This window comes from Micromonospora sp. (genome assembly GCF_048594385.1).
Classification (GTDB): Bacteria; Actinomycetota; Actinomycetes; order Mycobacteriales; family Micromonosporaceae; genus Micromonospora; species Micromonospora wenchangensis.
In genome coordinates this window covers 1-5,605 of record NZ_JBMDWU010000604.1, presented here as the reverse complement: position 1 = coordinate 5,605, position 5,605 = coordinate 1, and the positions used below count along the sequence as shown (strand labels likewise).

Here is a 5,605-nt window from a genome sequence, read left to right as displayed (position 1 = left end):
CCCGCGCCCCGGGGGCGGGCCCGCCGCGGGCCACGCCGGGGTGCCGGTGGGTGGGTCGACCTGTTGCGGTCAGGGTCGCGGCAGGTCGGCTGTCACTGCCGGTGCCGCCGGTCGGGATTCTCGGTGGGACTGGCGGCGAGGCCGTCCGCGATCCCGTCCGGAAGTGGATAGACGTGTTCGACGGGCAGGCGTGCTGCCGCCGCCTGCTCGTCACCCCGGCGCAGCAGGTCCCGGATCTGCCCGACGGTGGCGGTGACGTCCTCGACCGCGACGATCCAGTCGTCGACGTACCGGTCGACAGCCTCGCCGGACAGCCCGACCTGCAACGAGCGGTACGGCAACGCGGCCAGCCGCAGCGAACGCTCCGGGTCCCACTGCACCCGGACCGGACTGGTCCGCAACTGCCGTGACCAGTTCTCCCGGTCGCCGTGCAGGTCACGGTCGTAGTGACTCAGGCAGGCCCGGGCCAGCGCCCACTCGAACCCCGCCCGCGTGATCTCGATGGACAGCACGCGCTCCTGCCCGGGCTTCGTCGCCCAGCCGCAGCGGTACATCATCCACAGGAACGACGGCTTGATCCACGTCATCCGCTCCCGCTTGAAGGGGGCCACGAAACGGCCGGCGGCCACCGCCGGCACCGCGATGCCGGGTGGGTACGCCTGGTACACGGTGACGGTCGTGGCGGTGTGGCGGGCACGGATCTGACGTACGGGAACGGACACCCGCCGATCCTCGACGATCAGGACCCGACCGGTCCACCCGGATTCCGCGCCCGTCGACCCCATCTGGACGAGGGTCCGTGTTGCCCGTGCGGTGTTCACTGCAAGCAGGTGTCCGTCGACGTAGGAGGGTGGGCATGCGGCGATGGTGGCGGGCCAGGAGGGCGGGTGTGCACCGATGGTGGCGGACGTTGAAACCCGCCGAACAGGTGGCGGCGCTCAGCGCGCTGGTCACACTGGTCGTGGGTGTCATCGCTGCGGTGCCGGCGTACCTCGCCGCCACCAAGGAGACACCGGCGGCGTCCGAATCTACGGCCGGCTCCACCACACCGCCGCAACCGACGACAGGTCCACCCGGGACGCCGGAGCCGACCGACCCACCGAGCCCGCCGGCCACCCCCACGGCATCGACGACACCGGGCAGCCCTCCTCCCACCCGGACACCGCCGCCGACGGTCGCTCCGACCGTGAGTAGGACGCCGACGGTGCGGTTCGCGATCACCAGCGCGACGGTGGTGCCGAACTGCTCGGACGTCTCCGGCACGGGGGACGAGCCGCCGGCCGGCCGCACCGCCGTGCTCTTCGTCCGCCCGGCCGGCGGGACCTACTTCTACGAGCAGCCGCTGCGCTTTCCCACCCCGCACAGCTGGCAGGCCAACCGGGTCGTCGTCGGCGACGAGAGGTCGCCGGGGCAGCGCTTCGAACTGCACGTCTTCCTCGTCGGCAACGCGTACGCCAGGGAACTCGCGAAGCACGACGGAGCGCCCTACTCGGTCCCCGATGTACCGGGCGAGCCGCTCACGTCGGCGGCGGTGACGCGCACCGACGAGATCGGCAACTGCTGACCCGGCCCGGGAGCGGACAGCGGCGACGCGGCCCCGCCGGCCCGGGTGACGTCACCGTCCCCGACGGCCGTCGTCCGGTCGGCGGCCGCGCGCCAGCAGGTAGCCGGCGTAGGCGGCCAGCGCCACGGCAGCCACCGTCGCCGACGGACCGACCAGGGCGTGGGCGCTCGCGCGGGAACCCATCGCGACCCCCGAGGAACGGTCGGCCAGCAACGACCAGCGGGACCGCCACGCCAGGGCCGACCCGACCGAGAGCGCCGACCCGATGGACAGCACCGATCCGGCGGAGCCGACGCTGCCGACGGAGGCGATCGAGCCGACGCTGCCGATGGACAGCACCGAGCCCCGCGACCCGATCGACAACACCGAGTCGGTGGACCACAACGACAGCCGCGACGATCCGGTGGAGGTCATGGGCGCATTGTGCCGCACTCCGGTCGCTTCCGAGGGCCGATCGGACCTGCGTCGGCCGGCACCGGGGCGGACCGCGCGCTGCTAGGCGTCAGGTCGCGGCACCCACCAGTCGCCCAGCACGTCATGGAGGATCAACAGGACGGCACCGAGCAGAACCGACGCGAGTATGCCGAAGCCGAAGCCGAGAACGCCCCGGTCCCGCGGGTATGTCGGGTTCCGCGCGGCCACCGCCGCCGCAGACCGTGACCACGGCCGCTCCCGGGCCGTCCAGAGCAGCAGTCCGAGACCCCACGGACTGAGGAAGATCAACCAGAACCAGTACCACCGGGTGCCCCGGACCGGCGCCGGGCCGGTGACCACGACGACGAGCGCGACGACGGCGAGGAGGACGCCGGTTCCGCCGAGGACGGACACCGGTGCGTTGAGGTTACCGGCGCGGTGTTCGAGCCCGGCGGCCCGCAACTCCTGCGCGATGCCGACGGCACCGGGTCCGGGATAGCTCTCCTGCCCGACGGCACCGGTGGTGCTCACCTGTCCGAACCGGTCGGTGTCCGTCCAGTACACCCGGTCGACCACGTCGTCGCGGCCCCGAGCAGCCACAGCAGAACCAGGATGATCCGCAACGCGCTCCACCACCTCGTCGTCCGGCACGCCGGCACACCCTGACTCATGCGCGCAGTGTCCCAGTACCGTGCCGGTTGCGGGCGTCGGTGCGTGGTGCGGTCAGCGGGTGATGCCGAGGGTGGCGATCAGGTCCTCGTGGAGTTCGAACCAGACGTGGTGGCACGAGTCGACCTGCACGCCGGTGATCCACGCCGGATCGTCGCCGGCCCGGGTGAGCGCCCGGGTGAACCGGTCGTGGTAGCCGCCGAAGCGGGCCAGGCACGCGGCCAGGTGTCGTTCGAGGTCGCGGAGTTCGTCGGCGAGTCCGGCAAGCTGACGCAGCGTCCCGGTGGCCTCGCCCGGTCGCAGCTGCCAGGCGGTGAAGACCCGGGTCGCCCGGCCGTTGAGGGTCAGGAAGAGTTCGTGGGCGTCGGCGACGGTGCCGTGGGCACGGACCCGGTCGAGTTCGGCGCGCAGTTGCGCCTCGTTGCGCCGGCGTCCCGCCGTGGTGAGCGACCATCCGGCCTGCCCGGCGAAGGACGATCTGCCGACCCAGCCGTACGCCTGGGCGTCGAGGAGGTCCTCGTGGGTCTGGTCGGGGTCGAGGTCGAACCGGGCGGCGACGGTGGGGCTGTCGGCGAAGCCGGTGAGTCGTACCGCGTGCAACACGAGCAGGTCGGTCGGTGACGGGTGGGTCACCGGTGGTGCCCTACGGTGACGGTGCCGATGGTGCCGTCGACGGTGACCGGTTCGCCGTCGGTCAGGGCGGTCATCGCCCGGTCGACGCCGACGACGGCGGGGATGCCGAACTCCCGGGCGACGATGGCCGCGTGGCTGAGGATGCCACCGGTCTCGGTGACGACGGCGGCGGCGAGCCCGAACAGCGGGGTCCAGGCCGGGTCGGTGGTCCGGCACACCAGGATGTCGCCGGGCCGCACCCGGTGGAAATCCTCCACCGAGCGGACGAGGCGGGCCGGCCCCCGGGCCCGGCCGGGACTGCTGGGCACACCGGTGACCACCGGAGTGGTCGTCGCCGGGTCGTCGGTGGGTGCCGCGCCGCCCAGGGCGGTGATCGGGCGGGCCTGCACCAGCCAGATCCGGTCGTCGGCGACCGCCCACTCGATGTCCAGGGCGGGGCCGAAGAGGTCCTCGGCGTGCCGGCCGAGGGCGACCAGTCGCGGCACCTCGTCGGGCCGCACGCAGCTGCGGGCCCGGTCCGCGTCGGCGACGGGGGACCGCACCAGACCGTGCCGGCGCAGGTCGAGCCGGGTCTGCTTGGCCCCCACGGTGAGCCGGACGACGTCGGTCGGGCCGGTCACGATCACCTCGTCGGGGGTCACCGCGCCGGCGACGACGGACTCGCCGAGGCCCCAGGAAGCGTTGATCACCACCGCGTCGCCGCCGGTGCGGGGGTCCCGGGTGAACAGCACGCCCGCGTGGTCGGCCTCGACGAGGGCCTGCACCAGTACCGGTGCGGCGGCCGGCCCGTCGTCACCGAGGTCGAGACGTGCCCGGTAGCTGCGCGCCCGTTCCGTACCCGGTGAGGCGGCGCACCGGCGCACCGCGCCCAGGACGTCGTCGAGGCTGCGGGCACCCAGGACGGTCTCCAACTGCCCGGCGAACGACACCGTCGACGCGTCCTCGGCCAGCCCCGACGACCTGACCGCGACCGCCCCGCTGCCCAGCCGGTCCAGCTGCCCGGCGATCCGCCGCGGGTCGACCGCCGGACCGGTGACGACGAACCCGTCCGGTACGCGCAGCCCGGCGCGCAGCGCGACGCCGAGCCGGTACGCCTTCCGGCCGCACGAGGCGTCGGCGTCGGCGAGCGCGACGATGCTCACGGACCGGCGTCGGCACTGCGGCGCGACAGCACCCGCTCGTGCCGCTGCTGTGCCGCCTGGGCGGTCCGCAGACCCAGCGGACGGGCGATCTGCGCCCAGGTCAGCCCCTCCGCGCGGGCGACGAAGAGCAGGCCGGCCTCGAGCTGGTCCAGTTCGGCCCGGGCGGCGGCCAGCAGCGCGATCGCCGCCAGCAGGTCCTCGGGCAGCTCCAGCGCGTCCCGGTCGGTGTTGGCCCGCCACAGTGCCTGGCGGATCAACGTGGTCGCGTCGTGCGGCTGCCCCTCGGCCAGCCAGGGCAACCGCGGCAGGTCCCGACCGCCGCGGTCGGTCAACCGCCTGCGCGCCCACCGCTCGGCGTCGGCCGCGCTCTGCTGCCCCTCGTCCCCGTGCACGTCGTCAGCCTGTGCTTCAACACTCTGTTTGTCAACAGACTGTTGAAAGATCCGGTGGTACCCGGCCGGGTGGGCCGGGCACCACCGGGCGCCGGCTACCCGGCCGGGCGCACGTCGACGCCGGCCGGGCGACACGCCGAGAGCGGCCGGGCCGCCGGGGCAACCCCACGCCGCTCCCGGGGGGCAGCCGGCCGCCGGTCGTCAGGCCGCGACGGTCACGCGGTGAACTCGCCGACGACGGTGTAGAGACCGGGGCTGGCCTGGGCGAGCGCGGCGGTCCGCCGGGCGTACTCGGCCGCCTCGGGGTCGGCCTGGGTGGCCCGGACGTCGTCGGCGCTACGCCACCGGGCGACGTTGACGACGCGGGTCCGGTCGAGGCTGGCGAGCAGGGTGACCGAGACGAAACCGGGCCGCCGGGACACCACCTTCTCGGTGCCCTCGACCAGCAGGTCGATCACCTCCTGCTGCCGGGACGGGTCGACGTCGATGACGTTGACGAACGTGACGGGGTCGGACATCGCCTTCTCCTTCGCACGCGCTCCCCACGGGTGGTGCCGCCACGGCGGGCCGCACCCGACGCCGCGTGGAGCTGCCGGGTGAGCGGACGGGACCGCCCGCTCTGTGAGGTAGACGACGCCGGTCGGCGAACTGTCAGGCGGTGCCCGCCGCGCCGGACGTGATCCGATAGCCGTGGGCGGCGCGCGACGGTCGTCGCGCCGGCCGGGGGAGGGAGCAGAGGTGCCGCCTGACGCCGTGCCGGGCCACCCGGGGCCGTCAGACCCGGTGACCCG

At 74.0% G+C, this 5,605-nt stretch carries 8 protein-coding genes; 1 reads left to right on the top strand and 7 read right to left on the bottom strand.

Features of this window, described 5'->3' with window-relative positions:
* Window positions 1-92 precede the first annotated feature (92 nt).
* Entirely contained in the window at window positions 93-722 is a 630-nt protein-coding gene (locus ACOJTC_RS31505) for a DUF4291 domain-containing protein (RefSeq protein ID WP_420119609.1), read from the bottom strand.
* A 167-nt stretch (window positions 723-889) separates the two neighbouring features.
* On the opposite strand from ACOJTC_RS31505, the gene ACOJTC_RS31500 reads away from it, so the two are divergent.
* Entirely contained in the window at window positions 890-1,564 is a 675-nt protein-coding gene (locus tag ACOJTC_RS31500) for a hypothetical protein (protein WP_420119608.1), read from the top strand.
* 51 nt (window positions 1,565-1,615) lie between these two features.
* Here ACOJTC_RS31500 and ACOJTC_RS31495 read toward each other — a convergent pair whose 3' ends face one another.
* The 6 genes from ACOJTC_RS31495 to ACOJTC_RS31470 form a co-directional block, all read right to left on the bottom strand.
* A complete protein-coding gene (locus ACOJTC_RS31495; RefSeq protein ID WP_420119607.1) occupies window positions 1,616-1,978 on the bottom strand; it encodes a hypothetical protein in 363 nt (120 codons plus the stop codon).
* 81 nt (window positions 1,979-2,059) lie between these two features.
* Window positions 2,060-2,578 carry a hypothetical protein gene (locus ACOJTC_RS31490; protein WP_420119606.1) on the bottom strand — a complete coding sequence of 173 codons (519 nt, stop codon included), beginning with the start codon at window positions 2,576-2,578 and terminating at the stop codon, window positions 2,060-2,062.
* A gap of 123 nt (window positions 2,579-2,701) precedes the next feature.
* Window positions 2,702-3,280 (bottom strand): transcriptional regulator, encoded by a 579-nt coding sequence (locus ACOJTC_RS31485; protein WP_420119605.1) that lies wholly within the window; start codon window positions 3,278-3,280, stop codon window positions 2,702-2,704.
* The gene (locus ACOJTC_RS31480) at window positions 3,277-4,422 is read right to left on the bottom strand and encodes a PEP/pyruvate-binding domain-containing protein (RefSeq protein WP_420119604.1); all 1,146 of its coding nucleotides are present in this window, start codon (window positions 4,420-4,422) and stop codon (window positions 3,277-3,279) included. Before ACOJTC_RS31480 ends, ACOJTC_RS31485 begins: the two co-directional genes overlap by 4 nt.
* Window positions 4,419-4,814 carry a DNA-binding protein gene (locus ACOJTC_RS31475; protein WP_420119603.1) on the bottom strand — a complete coding sequence of 132 codons (396 nt, stop codon included), beginning with the start codon at window positions 4,812-4,814 and terminating at the stop codon, window positions 4,419-4,421. Before ACOJTC_RS31475 ends, ACOJTC_RS31480 begins: the two co-directional genes overlap by 4 nt.
* A 215-nt stretch (window positions 4,815-5,029) precedes the next feature.
* Window positions 5,030-5,332, bottom strand: coding sequence for an antibiotic biosynthesis monooxygenase family protein (locus tag ACOJTC_RS31470; protein ID WP_420119602.1), 303 nt, complete (start codon window positions 5,330-5,332; stop codon window positions 5,030-5,032).
* Window positions 5,333-5,605 lie beyond the last annotated feature (273 nt).

Coding starts and splice junctions, on each gene's coding strand:
- ACOJTC_RS31470 (WP_420119602.1), bottom strand. CDS start 5,332: ATGTCCGACCCCGTCACGTTCGTCAACGTCATCGACGTCGACCCGTCC.
- ACOJTC_RS31495 (WP_420119607.1), bottom strand. CDS start 1,978: ATGACCTCCACCGGATCGTCGCGGCTGTCGTTGTGGTCCACCGACTCG.